18 protein-coding genes are annotated in these 19,021 nt (G+C 66.1%); 5 read left to right on the top strand and 13 right to left on the bottom strand.

Annotation, left to right across the window (positions count from 1 at the left end):
- Window positions 1–6: 6 nt before the first annotated feature.
- The gene (gene urtA, locus BAU07_RS20640) at window positions 7–1,260 is read right to left on the bottom strand and encodes an urea ABC transporter substrate-binding protein (RefSeq protein WP_066661835.1); all 1,254 of its coding nucleotides are present in this window, start codon (window positions 1,258–1,260) and stop codon (window positions 7–9) included.
- A 556-nt stretch (window positions 1,261–1,816) separates the two neighbouring features.
- Here urtA and BAU07_RS20635 point away from each other — a divergent pair.
- From BAU07_RS20635 to BAU07_RS20620, 4 genes are all read left to right on the top strand, one after another.
- The gene (locus BAU07_RS20635; RefSeq protein ID WP_066661833.1) at window positions 1,817–3,340 is read left to right on the top strand and encodes a xylulokinase; all 1,524 of its coding nucleotides are present in this window, start codon (window positions 1,817–1,819) and stop codon (window positions 3,338–3,340) included.
- 90 nt (window positions 3,341–3,430) lie between these two features.
- Complete coding sequence (locus BAU07_RS20630; protein WP_066661831.1) at window positions 3,431–4,372, top strand: ABC transporter permease; 942 nt, start codon at window positions 3,431–3,433, stop codon at window positions 4,370–4,372.
- Between the two features lie 29 nt (window positions 4,373–4,401).
- Window positions 4,402–5,346: a sugar ABC transporter substrate-binding protein gene (locus BAU07_RS20625; protein ID WP_415830324.1), complete on the top strand. Its 945-nt coding sequence runs from the start codon at window positions 4,402–4,404 to the stop codon at window positions 5,344–5,346.
- An 11-nt stretch (window positions 5,347–5,357) separates the two neighbouring features.
- Complete coding sequence (locus BAU07_RS20620; protein WP_066661824.1) at window positions 5,358–6,098, top strand: ATP-binding cassette domain-containing protein; 741 nt, start codon at window positions 5,358–5,360, stop codon at window positions 6,096–6,098.
- Window positions 6,099–6,185: 87 nt separating this feature from the next.
- Here BAU07_RS20620 and BAU07_RS20615 read toward each other — a convergent pair whose 3' ends face one another.
- The 9 genes from BAU07_RS20615 to BAU07_RS20575 form a co-directional block, all read right to left on the bottom strand.
- Window positions 6,186–7,016 carry an IclR family transcriptional regulator gene (locus BAU07_RS20615; RefSeq protein WP_066665596.1) on the bottom strand — a complete coding sequence of 277 codons (831 nt, stop codon included), beginning with the start codon at window positions 7,014–7,016 and terminating at the stop codon, window positions 6,186–6,188.
- A 94-nt stretch (window positions 7,017–7,110) separates the two neighbouring features.
- Entirely contained in the window at window positions 7,111–7,830 is a 720-nt protein-coding gene (locus tag BAU07_RS20610; protein WP_066661819.1) for an SDR family NAD(P)-dependent oxidoreductase, read from the bottom strand.
- A 108-nt stretch (window positions 7,831–7,938) separates the two neighbouring features.
- A complete protein-coding gene (locus BAU07_RS20605) occupies window positions 7,939–8,913 on the bottom strand; it encodes a tripartite tricarboxylate transporter substrate binding protein (protein WP_066661812.1) in 975 nt (324 codons plus the stop codon).
- A 50-nt stretch (window positions 8,914–8,963) separates the two neighbouring features.
- Window positions 8,964–9,491: a 2,4'-dihydroxyacetophenone dioxygenase family protein gene (locus BAU07_RS20600; protein ID WP_066661809.1), complete on the bottom strand. Its 528-nt coding sequence runs from the start codon at window positions 9,489–9,491 to the stop codon at window positions 8,964–8,966.
- Window positions 9,492–9,792: 301 nt separating this feature from the next.
- Complete coding sequence (locus tag BAU07_RS20595; RefSeq protein WP_066661807.1) at window positions 9,793–10,197, bottom strand: hypothetical protein; 405 nt, start codon at window positions 10,195–10,197, stop codon at window positions 9,793–9,795.
- Between the two features lie 122 nt (window positions 10,198–10,319).
- Window positions 10,320–11,630, bottom strand: coding sequence for an MFS transporter (locus BAU07_RS20590; protein ID WP_084025896.1), 1,311 nt, complete (start codon window positions 11,628–11,630; stop codon window positions 10,320–10,322).
- A gap of 37 nt (window positions 11,631–11,667) precedes the next feature.
- A complete protein-coding gene (locus BAU07_RS20585) occupies window positions 11,668–13,029 on the bottom strand; it encodes an MmgE/PrpD family protein (RefSeq protein WP_084025895.1) in 1,362 nt (453 codons plus the stop codon).
- The gene (locus tag BAU07_RS20580) at window positions 13,029–14,021 is read right to left on the bottom strand and encodes a Bug family tripartite tricarboxylate transporter substrate binding protein (RefSeq protein WP_066661803.1); all 993 of its coding nucleotides are present in this window, start codon (window positions 14,019–14,021) and stop codon (window positions 13,029–13,031) included. Before BAU07_RS20580 ends, BAU07_RS20585 begins: the two co-directional genes overlap by 1 nt.
- 16 nt (window positions 14,022–14,037) lie before the next feature.
- Window positions 14,038–15,279 (bottom strand): methylaspartate ammonia-lyase, encoded by a 1,242-nt coding sequence (locus tag BAU07_RS20575; RefSeq protein ID WP_066661801.1) that lies wholly within the window; start codon window positions 15,277–15,279, stop codon window positions 14,038–14,040.
- 147 nt (window positions 15,280–15,426) lie between these two features.
- On the opposite strand from BAU07_RS20575, the gene BAU07_RS20570 reads away from it, so the two are divergent.
- On the top strand, window positions 15,427–16,134 hold the full coding sequence (locus BAU07_RS20570) for a GntR family transcriptional regulator (RefSeq protein ID WP_066661797.1): 708 nt from the start codon (window positions 15,427–15,429) through the stop codon (window positions 16,132–16,134).
- A gap of 52 nt (window positions 16,135–16,186) precedes the next feature.
- Here BAU07_RS20570 and BAU07_RS20565 read toward each other — a convergent pair whose 3' ends face one another.
- The 3 genes from BAU07_RS20565 to BAU07_RS20555 are packed head-to-tail and all read right to left on the bottom strand — an operon-like array spanning window position 16,187 to window position 19,011.
- Complete coding sequence (locus BAU07_RS20565) at window positions 16,187–16,978, bottom strand: anti-sigma factor family protein (RefSeq protein WP_066661795.1); 792 nt, start codon at window positions 16,976–16,978, stop codon at window positions 16,187–16,189.
- On the bottom strand, window positions 16,975–17,517 hold the full coding sequence (locus BAU07_RS20560) for an RNA polymerase sigma factor (RefSeq protein WP_066665594.1): 543 nt from the start codon (window positions 17,515–17,517) through the stop codon (window positions 16,975–16,977). Before BAU07_RS20560 ends, BAU07_RS20565 begins: the two co-directional genes overlap by 4 nt.
- A gap of 27 nt (window positions 17,518–17,544) precedes the next feature.
- Window positions 17,545–19,011 carry a YncE family protein gene (locus BAU07_RS20555; RefSeq protein ID WP_232338364.1) on the bottom strand — a complete coding sequence of 489 codons (1,467 nt, stop codon included), beginning with the start codon at window positions 19,009–19,011 and terminating at the stop codon, window positions 17,545–17,547.
- Window positions 19,012–19,021 lie beyond the last annotated feature (10 nt).

The raw sequence follows: 19,021 nt of genomic DNA, 5'->3' as shown, positions 1-19,021 counted from the left end.
CCGTCGTCAGAGATTTTGCTTGCCTTCGTTACCCGGGATGTACGGGCTCCAGGGTTGCGCGCGGATGGGCCCCTTGCTCTTCCAGACCACGTTGAACTGGCCATCGGCGCGGATCTCGCCGATGTAGACGGGCTTGTGCAGGTGATGGTTGGTCTTGTCCATTTCCACCGTATAGCCGTCGGGGGCATTGAACTTCTGCCCGCCCACGGCGGCGATCACCTTTTCCACATCCGTGCTCTTTGCCTGCTCGACGGCCTGCTTCCACATGTGGATGCCGATGTAGGTGGCTTCCATGGGGTCGTTGGTCACGACCGTGTCGGCGTTCGGCAGGTTCTTGGCTTTCGCGTAGGCCTTCCACTTCTTGATGAAGTCCGCGTTGACCGGGTTCTTGATGGACTCGAAGTAATTCCAGGCGGCCAGGTGCCCGACCAGGGGCTTGGTGTCGACGCCGCGCAGTTCTTCCTCGCCGACCGAGAACGCCACGACGGGGACGTCGGTAGCCTTGAGCCCGGCATTGCCCAACTCCTTGTAGAAGGGAACGTTGGAATCGCCGTTGATGGTGGAGACGACCGCCGTCTTGCCGCCGGTGGCGAACTTCTTGATGTTGGCCACGATGGTCTGGTAGTCGGAATGGCCGAAGGGCGTGTAGACCTCCTGGATGTTCTCGTCCTTCACGCCCTTGGAATGCAGGAAGGCGCGCAGGATTTTGTTGGTCGTGCGCGGATACACGTAGTCGGTGCCCAGAAGCACGAAGCGCTTGGCGCCGCCGCCGTCCTCGCTCATCAGGTATTCCACCGCCGGGATGGCCTGCTGGTTGGGGGCCGCGCCGGTGTAGAACACATTGTGTTCGAGTTCCTCGCCTTCATATTGCACGGGGTAGAACAGCAGGCCGTTCAGTTCCTTGAACACCGGCAGGACCGATTTGCGCGACACCGACGTCCAGCAGCCGAATACCGCCGCCACCTTGTCCTGCGACAGCAGTTGGCGCGCTTTCTCGGCGAACAGCGGCCAGTTCGAGGCCGGATCCACCACCACGGGTTCGAGCTTCTTGCCCAGGACGCCGCCCTGCGCATTGATCTCCTCGATGGCCATCAGCGCCACGTCCTTCAGGGAGGTCTCGGAGATTGCCATCGTTCCCGACAGCGAATGCAGAATGCCCACCTTGATGGTGTCATCGGCGGCCAAGGCTTCGGGTATCCAGCCGGACATCGCCAGCATGCTGGCCGCCGTCAATTGTTTGAGTACGTGTCTGCGGTTCATTGTTGGAATCCTTATTGGGCGGGGGTGCGCCCGGCAAATGGTCTGTATGAACAACCTTCGAAAAGCCGCCACCCTTGCATCGCGCGCTGACGCCGAGTGCACCACCTTCAAAGCAAAACGTATGCCAATTTGCCGGCCGGGCGTCGCATGCGGCGGCCCGCATGAATCATGGCGGCTGCCGGCGGCTTCGGGTCATGCGGCGCGCGGGTGCACCGGGCCGGGCGGGCGTGCGGGACGCCGGCGTGCGCACCTGGCCGAGGAGGCCAGCCGCTCCAATCTTGTTCCTTGGGCACACCGTCGCGGCGCCCGCGCACGGTCCTGGTGCGTCGAGGCATCGAGATGGTGCGCATCATGTACGGCGATGGGCATGGCGCGGACTCTCGGCGTCCGCAAGGCGGAATGGCGGAACGCTAAACTAACGGGCCCGAGCCGCCCAGGGCGGCCACAGCAACCTGGATCCGTTGATAGTGCCTTTCATGGTGCGCGCCGCTCCCCATCACGCGTTCAAACCCAATCGCGCCAGCCGCTCGGAGCGCCCCGCTGCGCGGAGGCCCTCATGAGCTATGTCATGGCAGTGGATCTGGGCGGTACGCGCTTCCGTGCCGCGCTGGTGGATAGGGCGGGCACCATCGTCCAGTCTTGCGCGATCGACAGTCCCGCAGGCGCCGGAGACCGTCCGGGTTGGGATCAGGTCGATGCCGACGACTGGTGGCGGGGCCTGCAATGCCTGTCCGATAGCCTGGCGGCCAGAGCCGGTTCCGGCTTCGAGGCCGTCGAAGCCATCGCCATCTGTGGCGTCACGCGCACGCAGGTATTCGTCGATGCGCAAGGGGCCGCCGTCCGACCCGCCATCACCTGGCGCGATGCGCGTACGGCGGCGGAGGTCGCCGATTGGCTGGCCACCATGCCGCCGGGTCATCCCGAACTGAAGCAGGTCAACGCCTTCCATCCCTGGGCCCGCGTCGCGTGGCTGCTGCGGTCCGAGCCTCGCCACGCGGCGCGCGTAAGGTTGGTGCTGGATCCCAAGGACTACCTCAATCTCCGCCTCACGGGCCGCGCCGTCAGCGATACCGTGTCCATGGCCAGGCTGGCGGCGGCCGCGGTCGCTTCGGCATCGGGACCGGACCTGCTGACGGCCGTGGGTGGCGATCCGGGCTGGGTGCCGCCCCTGCTCGGGCCGCTGGATGTCGTCGGACCGGTACGGGATGGCTTGACCGGCTCGTTGCGCCGCCTGGCGGGGCGTCCCGTCGTGGCCTGCTCCAACGACACCTGGGCCGCGGTGGCCGGGCTGGGCGCATTGCGGCCGGGCTACGCCTACAACATCTCGGGGACCACCGAAGTCTTCGGCGCCGTGGGCGCCGAGCCGGTGCAGGCGCAGGGCCTGATGACGGTGGACTGGGGCCATGGCCACCACCAGATCGGCGGACCGGGCCAGAACGGCGCCGATACCGTTGCCTGGCTTTTGCGCTTGCTGGGCCGTCTGGGCGAAGAAGGCATGGCCGGTGTGGGAGACGCAATGAACGCCTTGCTAGGCACGTCGCGCGACCCGCAGCCCGCTCTCTTTCTGCCCTACCTGCAAGGCGAACGCGTGCCGTATTGGGATCCGGACCTGCGTGGCGCATTCCTGGGCTTGAACCGCCGCCATGGTCCGGGCGATCTGGCCTGGGCGGTGCTGGAAGGCGTTGCCTTCCTGAACCGCATCGTGCTGGAGCGTGCGGAAACGGCCCTGGGTCGTCTGGTCAGGGAGATCCGTTTCGGCGGCGGCGCCGCGTCCAATCCGCAGTGGTGCCAGGTCAAGGCCGACATTTGCGAGCGTGCCGTCGTCGTGGGGCATGCGGATCAGCCTGGTGTGCTGGGCGCGGCGGTGGCCGCGTGGACGGCGCTCGGCCGACACGACGGTTTCGCCGCCGCGCAGGACGCGCTGGTACGGGTGGCGCGGCGCTATGAACCCCGGACGGAGCAGGTGCAAGCCTACCGCCCGCTGTACCGGCAGTTTCGCGCCGCCGAGGCGGCGCTGGCGCCGGTATCCCACGCGCTGGCGGGCATCCAGGCGCCTTTTCCCGGCCGCGCCGGGGTATAAACTACGACGCCATCACGGTGGGCAAGGACCGTCATGCGGTTGCCGGGGAACAGCACCGCACCATCATTGAACGCAGCAGGGATCGAGTCGATGCGGGGCATTCTGGAGAAGTACGGCACGGCAATCGCGGGATTGGTTCTGGTCGGCTTCTTCGCGTTGGCCGCCCCCAACTTCGCGGCGCCCAATAACCTGCTGAATATCGCCAAGGAAACCAGCTTTCTGGCCATCATTGCCACCGGCTTCACGCTGGCGCTGGTCACGGCCGAACTGGATTTGTCGGTGGCCGACGTCGCGAGCCTGGCGGCGGTCGTTACCGGAGCCCTGGTGCACACCAACCAGCCCGTCATGCTGGCCGTCGCCGCGGGCCTGGGCGTGGGGCTGATCTGCGGCCTGTTCAACGGCATTGCAGTCACGCGCCTGCGGGTGCCTTCGCTGATCGCCACATTGGGCATGGCGGCGATGGCGCGCGGCTTCGCCTTCATGCTGACCGACGGCGTATCGTACGTTGGCCGTTGGCCTGCTGCCTTCACCGATCTGGCCCGCGGCAAGCCCCTGGGCATCCCGGCGCTGATCCTATGGATGCTGGGCGCCGTGCTGCTGGCCTTCTTCCTGGTCAAGTGGACCCGCACCGGGGCGCGCATGACTGCCACGGGCGAGGCCGGTGAATCCGCCCGTCTGGCCGGTATCGATATCCGCGCCATGAAGAGCGTCGGCCTCGTGCTTTCCGGCCTGTTCGCCAGCCTGGCCGCGGTGCTGCTGACTTCCAGCCTGTCTTCCGCGGCGCCGAACATGGCGGGGGATTATTTCCTGTACGCGATCGCCGCGGTACTGCTGGGAATGACCATGTTCAACCCCGGGCACGCCAACATTCCCGGCACACTGGTCGCGGCGCTGATTCTCAAAGTGCTGGGCAACGGCCTGGTGCTGCTGGGCGCGCCTTACTACGTACAGGACATCGTGCTGGGTTTCATCATGATCGCCTCCGTCGCGGTGTCGTCGGCTGTTCTGAAGAAAGCGGCTTTCAAATTCTGAGAGGAAGGGGAACCAATATGATCAGGTCCATGAAACGTGCGGTGGTGCTGGGCGCGTTCGCCGTCCAGGCCTTGGCCGCCAGCGCCGCCCATGCGTTCGACGTCGGCATCGTTGCGTTCCAGATGTCTTCGGAGACGCATGCCCGCGTCGCCAACGCAGCCGCCCAGGCGGCCCGCGCCAAGGGTTGGACCGTCACCCAGCTGAACGCCGAGGGTTCGCTGCCCAAGCTGGCCGAACAGCTCGATACGCTGGTGAACAAAAAAGTCGACGCCATCGTCATCGCCATGGGTAAGCCCGTGGAAACCGATGCCCAGTTGCAGGCCGCCAAGGAAAAAGGCATTCCGGTGGTGGGGGTGATGTCCGGCGCCAGCCCGCACATGCTGTTCGATGTCGAAGTGAACGAATACGCCACGGGTGCCCAGTCGGTGTTGTATCTGCTGGGAAAGATGGGCTACCAGGGCAATATCGTTTCCGCGCGCTTCGACGGCAATTCAGGGACCCGCATCCGGGGCAAGATGCTCGACGCCGTGCTGTCCGAAAATACCGGCGTCAAGGACCTGGCCAAATTCAGCATGGCCCGTACGCAAAGCTGGCGCGACGATGTCCGCAACGGCATGCAGGCCCTGTTCCTGCGTCATCAGGGCCAGTTCAAAGGCATCTGGGCATCCTTCGACGGCCAGGCCTATGTCATCGATGACCTGCTCCAGGCCCAGGGCATGAAAAAGGGCGACATCACCCTGGTTTCCGTGGATGGCGGCCCTGAAACCTACCGGCGGATCGCCGACCCCAATAGCCTCATGACGGCCACCATGATGATCCCGTTCGAGCAATTGGGCATCAGCGCCATCGATTCGATCGACCGCATCGTCGTCAGGAAGGAACCCAAGGAAGCCATCGCAGCCGGCCCCTACCTGTTCATGGACTCGGTGCTGGTCGACGCGGGCAACGTGCAGAAATTCCTGCAGGCCAAATAAGAGTCCGGCTTATGTCCATCGCGTTGTCGCTACGGCAGGTCAGGAAGTCCTACGGTGCCGTCGAGGCCTTGAAAGGCATAGACCTGGACGTGCCCAAGGGCAAGGTCATGGCGATCTGCGGCGACAACGGCGCGGGCAAGTCCACGCTGATCCGCATCGTCTCGGGCGCACAGGCGCCCAGCGGCGGCGAGCTCAGCCTGGACGGCAATAAGGTGGTGTTCGCTTCACCGCATGATGCGCTGGTGCAAGGCATCGCAACCATCTACCAGGATCTGGCGCTGGCGCCGCGCCTGTCCATCTGGGAAAACGTCTTCATGGGCGCGGAACTGGTGCGCCGCATCGGACCCGTCAGCGTGCTGGACAAACGCCGCATGGCCGACGATGCGCGCGGCTATCTGCAGCGCCTCTCGGTGCCCATTGCCGACATGGATCGCCCGGTCGAACGCATGTCCGGCGGCCAGCGCCAGGCCGTGGCCATCGCGCGCGCCCTGCGCTGGAACGCCCGCGTCGTCATCATGGACGAGCCCACGGCCGCGCTCGGGGTCAAGGAGACCGCCCTGGTCCTGAACCTGGTGCGCAAGCTGCGCGAAGAAGGCCGCACGGTCATCCTGGTCAGCCACAACATGGCCGATGTGGTTGCACTGGCAGACCGGGTGGCGATCCTGAAGAGCGGCGTCAAGGTCATCGAACGCGACGTCGCGGGCCTGGATGCCGATGCGCTCGCGCATATGGTGATGACGGGCAAGGCGTAGCGCCGCCGATGGGAGCGGCACGATGGCGCTGCTCCTTCCCGCCAATCTCCGGTAAATCTCCGGGCAGTTCCCACGCGATCCGCGGCGCTAGAGCAGGTTGGCGCCGGACAATGCCGGCGTCTGTGCGATGCGTTGCGTGATGGCGTGGCACACTTCCAGCAATGGCGCGACATACGCGGCCTGCGGATCGGCTTTCTGACGGAACCGCAGCGTACTGACGCTGATAGCCGCGACGGGCACGCCATCCCGGCCGAAGATCGGCGCGCCGAAACAATAGATACCGGCCTCGTTTTCCTCTTCGTCCACGGCCCAGCCGCGGCGGCGCGTTTCCTGCAGTTGCCGTTTCAGGGCCGCCATGTCCGCGGTCGTATTCGCGGTGTAGCGCGCGAAAGGCTGCGGCAAGCTCTCCAGCGCAGCCTGCTGGGCGTCGTCAGCCAGCATGGCCAGGTAAGCCTTGCCTACGGCGGTCGAATACATCGACACATTGGTGCCGATGCGGGAATTCATCTGCACGGCGCTGGGGCTTTCCAGTTTCTCGATATAGACCATATGCGTGCCATTGGGCACGGCCAGGTGCACGGTTTCGCCGGTGACGTCCCGCAGGCGCTTCAGGTCTTCGACGGCGGCCAGCCGCATTTCGGATCGTCCCCAGCTGCGGCTGGCCAGTTGGATCAGGCGCGGCCCCAGGACGAGTACGCCCGTCTGCGGATGCTCGGCCAGCAGGCGTTCGGCCGTCAGCGCCGCCACGGTACGGTAGACCGTGGCGCGCGGGTATCCGCTGACCTTGCTCAGCTCCGCCACCGTCATCGCCTCGGGCGTGTCCGCCACCAGTTGCAGCAGGTGCATGAATTTCGAGAAGGCGGCTGTGCCGGCCACCTGCGCGGCGGGGGGCGTGGAACGAGAACGGTCGACAGGCATGGCGGTATGCGGACGCAGGTGAAACAACGGCGAAAGAGTATCGCGATTCCGGATTATTCCCCCAAACTTGATACCGCACACGTCCGCCGGCGCTTCAGGCCACCAGATAGCCGCCGTCGACGGGCAGGATGACGCCGGTCATGAACCCCGAAGCCGGCGTGCACAGGAAGGCGACCGCGTCGGCCACATCGGCGGGCGTGCCCCAGCGGCCCAATGGCGTGCGCGACAGAATCGGGCCGGAGCGTTCGGGATCGTCCTGCAAGGCCTGGGTCAGTGGCGTTGCGATCCAGCCTGGCGCCACCGCGTTGACGCGGATCCCATCGGCGGCATAGGCCAATGCCAGGGACTTGGTCAATTGCGCCACGCCGCCTTTGCTGGCCGCATAGGCGGGCACCAGCGAACCGCCGAAGAAACTCAACATGGAGGCCGTGTTGACGATGCAGCCCCGGCGGCGGGCCAGCCGGTCGCGCGCGGCCGTGCATATGCGCATGGTGCCCGTCAGGTTGACGGCCAGCACTTGTTCGAAGACGGCGGGGTCGTGTTCCGCGCCGCGCCGTATGATGCCGGCGCAATTCACCACGATGTCCAGCTCGTCCAATCCGCGCAGCATGGCGTCGATGTCGTCGGCCTGGCTGACATCACCGAGGCGCACATCGATGTCGGGGCTCAGTTCGCCGACATCGGAGCGCAGCCCGGTGGCGACGGTGCGTGCGCCCAGCGAGGCGAGGCGGTTGGCCACGGCCGCGCCGATGCCTTGGGTCGCCCCGGTCACCAGCGCGGTTTTTCCAGCGAATAGGTCTGCTCGATACGTCATGGATGTTCGCTCACGAAGTGCCAGGGGCAGGCGCCGCCGTTCCTGCCTGCGGTCCTGCCCGGGATACCTGGATTCATCGTTGTTTCCCCCCGCGTGCGCGTGGTGTCCCTAAGGACGCATGTTGAACTTCTCGATCAGCGCCTTGAACGTCGCGTTGTCGCGCGCCATCAAGGCCGTGAAGGTCTGTTGATCCGCGACGACGTAGCCCAGGTTCTGTTCGGCCATGAACTTCTTCAGGTTCGGTTCGGCGGCGGCTTCGCGCAGTGCCACGGCGAGCTTGTCCAGCACGGGCTGCGGCGTGCCCTTCGGCGCCGCAATGCCGCGCCAGGTGCCGATGGACAGGTCGATGTTGCGTTCCTTCAGGGTAGGCACGTTCTCGAAGCCCGGCACGCGCTGGTCGGCCATCACGGCCAGGGTCCTGAGCTTGCCGGCTTTTACGTACTGGATGACTTCCGCTGGGCTGACCGCCACCGCATCGATATGCCCGCCCAACAGGGCCAGGACAGCCGGGTTGCCGCCATTGAAGGGAATGTGGTTGAACTTCGCGCCTGTCTTGTCTTCAAGCGCGGCGGCGGCCAGGTGCCAGATCGAGCCGATGCCCGCGTTGCCCAGCTGGATCGCTTCCGGCTTGGCACGCGCGGCGTTCAGGAACTCTTCTATGGTTTTGTAGGGGGAGTCGGCCCGCACGGTGATGGCCGAGGGGTCCGCGTTGAGCTGGATGATGGGGCTGAATTTCTCGTAGGTCGTCTTGGTCAGGCCCAGGTGCGGAATGATGACCATGTCGGCGGTGACCAGGGCCAGCTTGTACCCGTCCGCGGGGCTGTTGGCCACGTCCGTCAGGCCTATGGCGCCCGCCGCGCCGGGTTTGTTCAACACCACTACAGGCTGCGAAAGATGGGTGCGCGAGGCGTCCGACATGGCGCGGGCCAGGGCGTCGGTGCCGCCGCCCGCGGCGAACGGCACCACCAGCTCGATGGAGCGGGCAGGAAAGTCCTGGGCTCGTGCCGCGGGTAGGGCGGCCAGCATGGCGGCGCCGCCGAGCAGCGCGGAAAAAAGGCCGCGATTGAACGCGCGACGTTGCATGGTGTTGTCTCCGATCTAATGGTTATGGGCTTGGCCCTTCTTGCGTCGGGTCAGCGGATGAATTGGTCCACGTACGCTTCGCCGAGCCCCACGTCGGTGAAATGCCTGCGGCACATGTCGATTTTGGTGAAGACATCTTCGTAGCCCATGCCCTTGCCCCACGGGTCGGTGTAGTACATGACGCCATTCACCTGGAAGTACGTGATCATCTCTTCCACGTCGGGCGGCACATAAAGCGTGTGCGTTTCGCCCGGCGGCTCGAAGACGTAGCTGCCTTCGGTGGCTTCCCAATCGTGCTCCAGGTACCGCCAGCGGCCTTTCAGTACCAGGCCATGCACGGCCTGCGGATGCCGGTGGCGGCTGAGTACGCCGGATTTGCGCACCCGCAGCAGGTTCATCCAGTAGCCCTGGCTGGCGTTCAGGCAGAGCGGACGGAACCACACGTTCTCTGCCTGCGGGACCCACAGGCGTTCGTCGACGGGGATGGCGTTGGGGACGACGATTTCCGGCAGCGCTTCGCGCGGATTGGGATATTGGTATGGAGTTAGAGGCTCGGCATCCGGCTTATCGATAGGCATGCTTGGTCCTGTTGCCCATAATATGGACGAGTTGTTTATGTTATGGACAAAGTATATCGACAGCAGCGCCGGCGCAAAGGCAGTGCTTACCCTTATTCGAAGGGTCCAGGCGGGAAGCGGGGAGGGGGAGCGGAGGCGGGATGGCGATGGCGCTTGCGCTGGGCGGTGACCACCGCGGGACGATGCGCTGATTTCCAGGCGGCCGAAACGCCTGCCGTAGAGGGGTGGCCGCCTGTCGCGAGCGACGCGGCCGCCGGGTCGGCCGCCGCGCCGTGCGAGCCGGCGCGGGGGGGGCTTGTGCTTACTTGATCCGGGTGGGCGCGGCCTGTCCGGCCGTATCGCGGGTCGCAGCGATGAGGATCCCGTCGTGGAACAGCGCGGTGACGATGCCGCCGCCGTTCGCCGCCGTCTGCTGGAAGCGATATTGCCAGCCATAGACGAAGCCGCCAGGGTTGTCCAGGTCCGTGGCCCAGCCCGGGCTCAGCTTGTCGCGAGCGCTCTGGCCGCTGCTCCGGGAGGCCAGTTCGGGCGCTTCCCCGCCCAATGCCCGGACGCCTTCCATGAGCTGGCCGACGGTGGGCGGCGGGCCATAATCCGCGGACTCGAGCGCCGAAGTGCTGGGTACATTCGAGCAGGCGTAAAGCACGGACAGCAGGCAAAAGCCCATGAAAAACTTGATCCACTTCCGCGCCTTGAGTCCTTGCACCTTCGATCTCCCGTGACGTTACCTGTATGTGGCGATTCGACCGTCCTGCCTGTGCGGCCCGTCGTTGACAGAATCGCGCCGCGCCGTGTCGGATCATACGCCGATGTGCCCCGGGCACGGGCCTATGGCGGCCTCTGGCCCTCGGCGTGCATTCCCCTGGACGCCATCGCGTAGCCGAGCAGCCCCAGGATGGGGCCCGGCACCAGTAGCCAGGTCGCATCCAGGCCCACTTGCTGGAACAGCGCGGTCGCGCCGGCGATGGATACGACGGTAATCGCGAAGCCGACGGAGTTCTGGATCGCCAGCGCGCTGCCGACCCATTCGGGGGGACAGGCCCGCGCGCTCAGCGCGGAAAACTGCGGCGAATCGGCGACTACTGCCGCACCCCATATCAACAGCAGCAGCACCAGCACGGCCGGAGGCAGGCTGTTCCAGGCCAGAGAGAAAGCGATGGCGCAGAGTCCGGACAGGCCGAGCGCGCTCAACGCCACGGGGGCGCTGCCGACGCGGCGCGACAGCAGGCCGCCCAGGATGCATCCCAGCGCGCCAATCCCAATGACGCAGAAGGACGCGCCGGACACGCCCAACCCGGGAAATACGCTGGCGGCGGACGATCGGGCGATCAGCAGCGGGACCAGCGTCCAGAAGGCATACAGTTCCCACATGTGGCCGAAGTAGCCCAAGGCGGCGGCACGCAAGCGCGGCCGGCGGAAGGCGTCGAGCACGGTGGGGCGGCGAACGGCCGTCGTGGCGGAACTCCCGGATGGCGATGCGCCATGCGGCGCGCGGGCAGCGGCCGAAACGGCACGACCCGGGCCATCGCCAAGAAGATGAATCATGAGCGCCCCCAGCAAGGCCAGCGCTGACGATGCCAAGATGATTTCCTGCCATGGCAAGCCGGTGCCGGCGGCGCGCAGTGCATGCGGCAAGGCAGTGCCGAGGGTAAGCATGGCGACCAACTGGGCCAGCGCGGAGCCCGTGCGCTCCGGCGCCCAGCCGACGATGAGTTTCATGCCCACCGGATAGATGCCGGCCAGGCAGATGCCGACCAGGAAGCGGAACAGGGCGCCCGCCGCGACGCCGTCGGCGATCCAGGCGAAGGCCGCGTTGAAGCAGGCGCCCGCGATGGCGCTGCAGACGAAGATGGCGCTGGCGCGGAAGCGGTCGGCAAAGCCGGTGAGGGAGATGGCGAGTGTGCCCAGGATGAAGCCGAGCTGCACGGCACCGGTCAGGATGCCGATGTCCGAGGCGGTGGCGCCCCAAACGCGCATCAGGTCATCGGCCGCGCTATTGGCGCTGAACCACAGCGACGTGCCCAATAGCTGCGCCACCGAGATGACCAGGACGGGCCGCCGCGCACGGCGTGGAACGGCGCGCGCGGCTCCGCCGGTTTCGCTGGCGGGGGCGATCGCACCTTCGCTCGTCTCTTTCATCGTGTCTCCGGCTTGTTTCCGGCGCAGGCCTCCAAATCTAGCCCAGGCCGCCACCGGGCACCAGGGCCCGCGCCAACCGGTCGACACTGGCCGCGCCCGCGAGCGTCCAGATTTCCTCCTGGATTTCCTGCGCGCGCTCGGCGCCCAGTATGGGGACGCAGAGCGTGTCGAACTTGGCGGCCAGCCGCCGCTCCTCTTCGTCCAGGTCCTGCTCCGACTGTCCGGCGTCGCGCCGGATGACGTGCTGCGCGCCGTCGTCGGTAAGGATGGTCAGTTCGCTTTCCATCATGTTCAGGTCGTCGACGTACACGACCTCCACCAGGTCGCGCAGGCGCACCGCGTCAGGGTCGTTCAAACGCTCGGGCGTATAAACGTCCACGTCCGCGGTATCGAAGCCCAGCAGGCCGAAGGCGATGTTCAGCCGCAAACTGAATTTGGCCTGCGCGGCGTTCTGCGGCTTGGCGATATTGCACATGTTCGCCCCGCTGACATGCGCGCGCGCCACGATGCGGACGATGCCGACGACCTGCTGTGGGTGTTCGCGCCGGTAGGCCCGCGCGCATTCGATGCCCGCGTTCACGCCGTAGCAGGCGGCGTGATACTTGAACAGGCGATTGCGGATGTGCATGCCGGCGGCCGGCGTGGCCAGGGCCGCGGCGGCGTCGGGGGCCGGACTGAGCGCGGCGCCGTAACCCTGGGACGCTTCCAGCTTGTCGAGGCCGCCGTCGAAATGCAGCGCTGCCAACCGCGCTGCCATCAGGCCGTTGCGCGCTGCAAGGCCGGCGTGCAGGGGCTTCGCCATGGTGCCGAACATGCATTTCAAACCGGCGGCCTGGGTCGCGGCCAGGGCCAGCGCGGTTTGCATCTGCGCCTCGTTCAAGCGCAGCAGGCGTCCGCAGGCGGCCGCCACGCCGATCACCCCAGCGGTGGCGCTGGCATGGAAGCCGCGCTCGTAATGCGCATCGCCCAGGTAACGACCGGCGCGGCAGGCCACTTCGTAGCCCGCCACGAAGGCGGCGATCAGGTCGGCGCCGCTGGCTTGCCGTGCTTCGGCCAAGGCCAGGACCGCGGGCAGGATGACGGCCGTCGGATGTCCGGTAATGGCGACATTGACGTCGTCGTAGTCGAGCGCATGCGCCGCGGTGCCGTTCACCAGGGCGGCTGCGTACATGGCGCCCTTGCGTGGCTGACCGGCGATCGTCGCATGCGGCGCGCCGCCTTCCTGCATGGCGTCCGCCGCCGCGATGGCCACGCAGGGCTCGCGCAGGCCCGCCAGCGTTACCGCATACCAGTCCAGGATGCAGTGCAGCGCGATACGCCGCACGTCGGAAGGCAGGTGCACGTGGCGCACCGCGCGCGCCTGGCGAGCCAACTCGCCGGTCAATGGGGCGTGCCGCATCAACTGCCCGGCTTCAGGCCGGCCTGGCGCATGATGTCAGCGTACCTGGGCAACTCCCTGGCGATCAGCTCGCCGAACTGCTGACGGGTTTCCGTAGGCTGGTCGAGGCCGCGTTGTGCCATCTGCTCACGCACGTCCGGCATGTTCAGGACTTCGCGCAACGCATCGCTCAGTTCTTCCACCACATCCCGCGGCGTTCCGGCCGGCGCCAGCAGGCCGATCCAGGCCGCCATTTCGTAGTCCTTGACGCCCGCTTCCTGCATGGTGGGAACCTGCGGCAGCGAGCCGGATCGCTTCAGCGGGGTCACCGCCAGGGCGGTGAGCTTCCCTGTCTGGATGAATGGCAAGGACTGGGCGACCGTGTCGAACATCATGTCGACTTGTCCGCCCACCAGGTCGGTGATGGCTGGCGCCGCGCCCTTGTAAGGCACGTGCACCATCTTCACCCCGGCTTGCGTCTTGAACAGTTCGCCAGCCAGCTGGATCGAACTGCCTGTGCCGGACGATGCGAAGGTGTAGTGTCCCGGCGACTTTTTCAGCAGCGCGATAAGTTCCTTGACCGTGTGCACCTTCAGCTTGGGATTGACCACCAGCACGTTGGGCGCCCACGCGAGCAGTCCCACTGGCTCGAAATCCTTGACGGGATCCCAGGTGTTGTGCTCGCTCAGGTAGGGCGCCATGGTATGACTGCTGCTGGTAGCGACCAGCAAGGTGTAGCCGTCTGGGGCCGACTTGGCGACGTAGTTCGACCCGATACTGCCGGTCGCGCCGGCACGGTTTTCCACGATGACCGGTACATTCCATTTGGCCGCCAGTTTCTGGGCCACTAGGCGCGCGATGGCGTCCGTGGCGGCGCCGGCCGGGAAGGGGACGACCATTTTGATGGACTTGTCCGGATAGTCCTGTGCCGGCGCGGCGGCTGTCGTGGCGGCGACGCCGGCCAGCATCCACAAGCCCAGCGCCAGATGGCGCGCAGCCTTGGTCAATGTCATGATGTTCTCCTTCCCTTTATGTGGCAGGCGCGTCACGGCCGACGGTCCTGCTCATTTCGTTCTTCAACACCATCAAGCCTTCATCGAAACCCATGCCCGGCTTGGTGAACAGGCGCCAGGCGCCGAACGCCAGGCCCACGTGCACGGTGGCACGCGCCGAGATATCGGTCTCGTTGCAGCTTCCCCCCAGGTAGGCCAGCACATCATTCTGCTTGCATGCCTGCACGGCCTCGATCGTCGTCAGCAGGGATCCGTTGTCCGGCATCTTGATCTGGATCGCGTGCGCGGCCCGCGCCTGCGCGAACTGCGCCACCTTGCCGGGACCGTTGGCCCATTCGTCCGCGATCAGGCGGCAGTTCTCGACGCGCGACGACAGTTTCTCGCGCAGGGACCGCATGCGGGCCAGCGCTTCCTCCGAGCCGCGCGCATGCATGGGGTCCTCGAAGTAGACCTGCAGGGTCGGCGTACGCGCACAGATTCCCGCCAGGTAATCGATGACCTTGTCCTCGTCGTTGTTCAACAGGCGCCCCAGAGAGGAATGAAAGTCGAAGTGCAGGTCGGGCAGGTAGCCGGCGCCGCCCCATTTCTCGATACGCCGCATGATCCACGACGCGTATTCGGGAAGACGCTCGCATTCGGCCGCGGTCTGGATGGCGGACTGCGGGAACATGTCGACGTGGCGCACGATCGCCTTGTCTACATTGGCTTCCCAGTCGCCGCCGCACGATCCGGCGAAGCCGGGCAGCGTGCGGGGCTTTTCCAGATCGAACTCGTCCAGCAGCACGTCGCGCATGGGCGCCTTGCGCGCCAGCGCCGCCGCGCCCAGCAACGCCTGGGAGGCGCCGAACTGAACTGGCAGCACGAGTTCAGGCGGGAGATCCAGGGCTTCCAGCACGGCGGCAGCCGGGCGGAAGCCGTCGAACTGCCGTCCCTTCAATGCCGCGGCCAGCGCTTTGCCTGTTTTGCCGGCATCGTGCTCGCGCAATGGGTTGGGACGTCCCGCATGCCCGGCGTTCGCCACGGTCACGCAGTCGCCATAGGCTACCTGGCCATCGTCGAGTTCCAGCGATATCAGGTAGGCTATGCTTGGCGAGCGCACCGCCGGAAAGGCGCTGGAACTCGGCTCGCCGTCGAAGAAAAAGCCGTCGGGGCGTGCCCCGGATCCTTGAACGGCCGCCTGGTCGTGTATCCAATAACCGCCGATGCCGACGTCCACGCGAACATTGGCTATCCGGAACGGAGTTGTTTTGCTGCCCATGATGCTCCCATGTGATGTCGGCCGACGCGCCTGTCCTTCGCCGTACCCCGGGTGCCCAGGAACGCTCATGGTGCGGTAAGCTTCGCCTTTTAAAAAGAATAGTTAACTATGGTTTTAAAGTCAACCAAGACGGGCGCGGGTTCGGGTATGCCCCTGTACCTAGTCATCCAGAATGCGCTGCGGGCAGCCATCGGAAACGGCACGTATGCCCCCGGCGGCCGGCTTCCCACGGAGGCCGAATTGGCGCAGCAGTTCGGGACGACGAAGGCGACCGTCGTGCATGCGCTGCAGCAATTGGTGTTCGAAGGCCTGATCGAACGCCGTCGGGGCGCGGGCAGCTTCGTCGCGCAGCCGGCCGTCGACACCACCGTGGATACGCACAACCTGGCGTATTTCGAGCGCGACATCTTCGCCAGCGGCAAGGACCTGGTCTACAAGGTGGTGTCGTTCGCGCAAGCGCCCGTGGACGACCATGTGCGTGAGGCGCTGCGGCTGGGCGGGGACGAGCCGGTATTCGAACTGCGGCGCATAAGAATCCTTGCCGGACAGCCCTTCGCCTATGAGCGGCGCTACATGCCGGCGCTGGTGGCCAGCGGGATGACCGAAGAAATGCTGGCCCGGCACGCGGTCCAGCACATCCTCGAACACCATATGCACACGCCCATCGTGAAGTTCATCAACGCGGTGCGCGTGTCCCTGCCGCCTGCCGACATCGCCAGGCACCTGGACATCGAGCGCTCGCGCCCCGTCCTCGTGCGCACCCACACGTTCCTGGACAAGCGCGATATCGCACTGCTATGGGGCGAGACCGTATATCGCGAGGAATACAAGATCCACTACGTGCTGACGGCGTGACGCCGCCGGCGGGCGGCCCCATATCGCAAGGCCGTGCCGCGCGGAATAGCGATCATCCGCGCCTGGGGCGGATGTCGGCCTGGCGCCGCACTTCGTCGGCCACGGGATGGATATCCGCTGCGGACGCGGGTGCGACCACGCTGTAGCCCAGGCCCTGGTCCGACCAGGCGTAGCCCGCCACGCCGTCCTGCTCGTGCGCCGACATCGGCGTGTTGCGCTCCACGGCCATGGGCCGCACCATCACGGCGATTCGCTTGCCTTGCGCATCGTCGTACATGAACAGGCCCGCCGGACCATGTTCCGTGGAGACCAGGCGGCCGCCGATGAAGCGGTAGCCGGCCGGGGCCAGGTCGGGTAGGGCGATGGGACGCCCCAGCCGTTGCGAAATCCATGTCACCAGTTGCGCGCTCGCGGCGGCCGGCATTTCGACCGGGCGCGTGGGATCGGCCGCATAGACCTGGTAGCTGGCTGCCGCCTCGCGGGCCAACGCGGCGATTCCTCCGGCTGGCGCCTGCGACGTGCTGCGCAGGTTCCAGCCACCCACGCCGCCTATGCCCAACGCCAGCACGATCGACGCCGCGATCCGCCAGGGAACACGACGGCGCTGGCGGTGGGCTTCCACCATGCGGCCCAGATCGAGTTCCGGGGGAATGGGCTCTTCGGTGACCTGCGCCAGCGCATCGCGCAGTCGCTGGCGCAGGTCGGCATGGCCTTGCACCCGTGCCGCGACATCGGGGTGCCTGGCCAGGTAGTCTTCGATCTGCCTGCGCCGCGCGCCCTCGAGCGCACCATCAACGTAGGCGTGCAAGTCCTCTTCCCGCACAGGGGCCTCGCCCTTGGTCATTTCACTCTCCGCAATACCGCGCGGCCTGTCGCCTCCGGCGCATTACTGCGCGGGTCAACCGTCACGGCACCGCGCATGATGCGCAACAGCTTTTCCCTTGCCCGCGACAGGCGCGATGTGACGGTCCCGGTGGGAATGTCCAGCACCTTGGCGGCTTCTTCGTAAGTCATATCTTCCACCGACACCAGCAGCAGGACACTGCGCTGTTCCTCCGGCAACTGCTCCAGCGCCCGCAGCACATCACCATAATGCAGCCCGTCTTCTTGTGACCCTCGCACCGCCAGCGCCGCGTCATCCACCGCATCCAGCGGCACGTCGCCCCCGCGCGGACGTGCGCGCCGCAATTGGTCCATGGCCAAGTTGTGAAGGATGGCGAACACCCATTTGCGCGCATCGCCGCCGTCGCGCCGCTGATGCCAGCGGCCAATGACCCGCTCCAGGCAATCCTGCACCAGATCGTCCGCCGCCGACCTGTCGTGCAGCAGGGCGCGCGCATAGCGGCGCAGTGAGGGGATCAGCGGCTCGACGAGCCGCATCATATCGTCCAAGGAAGCATCCTTATGCCATCAAAGCGCCTGTACCTGCACCGGCGCGCCCGGCTTGCCATCCGCCTGCGGCGCGATCACCAGATAGCGCTGCACGTCGTTTGCCGTCGCATCGGCCTGTACCAGCTGGCGTATGGGGCCGATGGCATTGACGATAGCCGATCCCGCCGGATTGGTGACGAAGCTGGCCAGCGGCTGAAGCTCGCCGCCGCCGTCTGGCTGCCTGGACAAGGCCAGCACGTACGGACGCTTGGGGTCCAGGCCGGTCGCGGACGCCTGCAGCACCTGCAGCAGTCCCTGGTCGAACAGGCTGACGGAGGTCGGCGGCATACTGTCTGACTGCGGCTTGCCGTCCTTGATTGCGTGCAAGGTCAGGTGGGCTGCCTGTCCGGCCACGCCCAGCGGCTGCAGATTCTGCATGCCGTCACCCTGGGGTACCGCGCCGGGCACATAGGCGATGGCCTGCGGCGCCTGGCCGATGGGTACGTTGGCAATGACCGTATTGGTCGCGGTGTCGATGGCTGCCAGCGCGTCTGCGTTTTCCAGGCCCACGTAGACACGCGTGCCGTCGCCGGACGGCCAGACGCCATGGGGCAGCTTGCCGACCGGGATCGTGGCGATCTGCGTGTAGTCGTCCGTGCGAAATACCTTGACCTGGTTGAGGCCGCCGACCGTCACGTACGCGAAGCTTCCGGCCCGGTTCCGGGCAAAGTTCACATGATTGGTGATGGGCCCGGTATCCAGGGTCTTGAGCAACTTGAACGGCGGGCGCGCGTCGAATACCTGCACCTTGCCCACGTCTTTCAGGGTGAACCATACCTGTTTGCCATCCGGCGTGGCAGCGATATTCGGGCAGAAGGGGCTGGCCTGGGGCACGCGGCCGACGATCTTGTGGGTCGATACCTGGACCACCACGGTCTCCGGATTGAACGACGAGCAGACATAGCCATACTTGCCGTCCGGCGAGAATATCTGCATGCCGGGCCCCGCCGCCGTAGTGATGCGGGTTTTTTCCTTGTAGGTCGAAGCGTCGATCACCGACACGTAGTTTTCGCCACGCACGGTGACCCAGACTTCCTTGCCGTCCGGCGTGTAGAACGCTTCATGCGGCGAACGGCCGACATAGGTGACGTGCTTTACCGCATTGGTGGCCGTATCGATGAAGGTTACCGAATTGGAGCCTATGGACACGACAGCCAGGGTCCGATGGTCGGGCGAATAACCCATGCCGTGCACCAGGACCTGGCCGCGATACAGCGGACTGAAATTGCCCGGCGCGGGATCGCCGAGGCGGATCACGCCTAGCAGCCGATTATCGACCGGGTCGGTGACCGAGACGGTATTCGAGAACTGTTCGGCGGCGTAGACACGGTCGCGGTGGCTGACCGGTACATCCGCTGCACCGGACGCGCCTGGCGCCTGGCCGGCTTGCGACAACACGCTGGCAGCCGCCAGCACGGCGCCCGCCAGGACATTCAAGACAAACATGCGCTTCATT

The organism is Bordetella flabilis, from assembly GCF_001676725.1.
Classification (GTDB): Bacteria; Pseudomonadota; Gammaproteobacteria; order Burkholderiales; family Burkholderiaceae_B; genus Bordetella_C; species Bordetella_C flabilis.
The sequence above is the reverse complement of the archived record's forward strand: the minus strand, read 5'-3'. Positions and strand labels throughout refer to the sequence as shown.

Coding starts and splice junctions, on each gene's coding strand:
- urtA (WP_066661835.1), bottom strand. CDS start 1,260: ATGAACCGCAGACACGTACTCAAACAATTGACGGCGGCCAGCATGCTG.
- BAU07_RS20635 (WP_066661833.1), top strand. CDS start 1,817: ATGAGCTATGTCATGGCAGTGGATCTGGGCGGTACGCGCTTCCGTGCC.
- BAU07_RS20630 (WP_066661831.1), top strand. CDS start 3,431: ATGCGGGGCATTCTGGAGAAGTACGGCACGGCAATCGCGGGATTGGTT.
- BAU07_RS20625 (WP_415830324.1), top strand. CDS start 4,402: ATGAAACGTGCGGTGGTGCTGGGCGCGTTCGCCGTCCAGGCCTTGGCC.
- BAU07_RS20620 (WP_066661824.1), top strand. CDS start 5,358: ATGTCCATCGCGTTGTCGCTACGGCAGGTCAGGAAGTCCTACGGTGCC.
- BAU07_RS20615 (WP_066665596.1), bottom strand. CDS start 7,016: ATGCCTGTCGACCGTTCTCGTTCCACGCCCCCCGCCGCGCAGGTGGCC.
- BAU07_RS20610 (WP_066661819.1), bottom strand. CDS start 7,830: ATGACGTATCGAGCAGACCTATTCGCTGGAAAAACCGCGCTGGTGACC.
- BAU07_RS20605 (WP_066661812.1), bottom strand. CDS start 8,913: ATGCAACGTCGCGCGTTCAATCGCGGCCTTTTTTCCGCGCTGCTCGGC.
- BAU07_RS20600 (WP_066661809.1), bottom strand. CDS start 9,491: ATGCCTATCGATAAGCCGGATGCCGAGCCTCTAACTCCATACCAATAT.
- BAU07_RS20590 (WP_084025896.1), bottom strand. CDS start 11,630: ATGAAAGAGACGAGCGAAGGTGCGATCGCCCCCGCCAGCGAAACCGGC.
- BAU07_RS20585 (WP_084025895.1), bottom strand. CDS start 13,029: ATGCGGCACGCCCCATTGACCGGCGAGTTGGCTCGCCAGGCGCGCGCG.
- BAU07_RS20580 (WP_066661803.1), bottom strand. CDS start 14,021: ATGACATTGACCAAGGCTGCGCGCCATCTGGCGCTGGGCTTGTGGATG.
- BAU07_RS20575 (WP_066661801.1), bottom strand. CDS start 15,279: ATGGGCAGCAAAACAACTCCGTTCCGGATAGCCAATGTTCGCGTGGAC.
- BAU07_RS20570 (WP_066661797.1), top strand. CDS start 15,427: ATGCCCCTGTACCTAGTCATCCAGAATGCGCTGCGGGCAGCCATCGGA.
- BAU07_RS20565 (WP_066661795.1), bottom strand. CDS start 16,978: ATGACCAAGGGCGAGGCCCCTGTGCGGGAAGAGGACTTGCACGCCTAC.
- BAU07_RS20560 (WP_066665594.1), bottom strand. CDS start 17,517: ATGATGCGGCTCGTCGAGCCGCTGATCCCCTCACTGCGCCGCTATGCG.
- BAU07_RS20555 (WP_232338364.1), bottom strand. CDS start 19,011: ATGTTTGTCTTGAATGTCCTGGCGGGCGCCGTGCTGGCGGCTGCCAGC.